The following is a 393-nucleotide window of genomic DNA, read 5'->3' as shown; positions in this document are numbered from 1 at the left end:
CGGCGCTGTTCTTCAGCCTGCTCGTGATCACCGTCTCCTTCCTGCCGATCTTCACCCTGGAGGCCGAGGAAGGTCGCCTGTTCGGGCCGCTCGCCTTCACCAAGACCTTCGCCATGGCGGCCGCGGCGCTCCTGTCGGTGACGCTGGTCCCGGCGCTGATGGTCGTCTTCGTCAGGGGCAGGATCATCCCGGAGAGCCGGAACCCGATCAATCGCGGCCTGATCGCGCTCTACCGTCCGATGATCCGCGGCGTTCTCGGGGCCAAGACCCTGACGATCCTGCTGGCCATGGCGGTGCTGGCGCTCAGCCTCTGGCCCGCGCGGCAACTCGGCTCGGAATTCATGCCGACGCTGAACGAGGGCACGCTGATGTACATGCCCACGACCCTGCCGG

The 393-nt window shown here is 67.2% G+C and carries 1 protein-coding gene; it reads left to right on the top strand.

Features of this window, described 5'->3' with window-relative positions:
- The coding region (locus tag AX750_RS19415; protein ID WP_197432844.1) for an efflux RND transporter permease subunit at positions 1–393 on the top strand (393 nt) is incomplete at both ends.

It is taken from the genome of Methylobacterium sp. CCH7-A2 (assembly GCF_001557075.1).
GTDB classification, from domain to species: Bacteria; Pseudomonadota; Alphaproteobacteria; order Rhizobiales; family Beijerinckiaceae; genus Allobosea; species Allobosea massiliensis.
The sequence above is the reverse complement of the archived record's forward strand: the minus strand, read 5'-3'. Positions and strand labels throughout refer to the sequence as shown.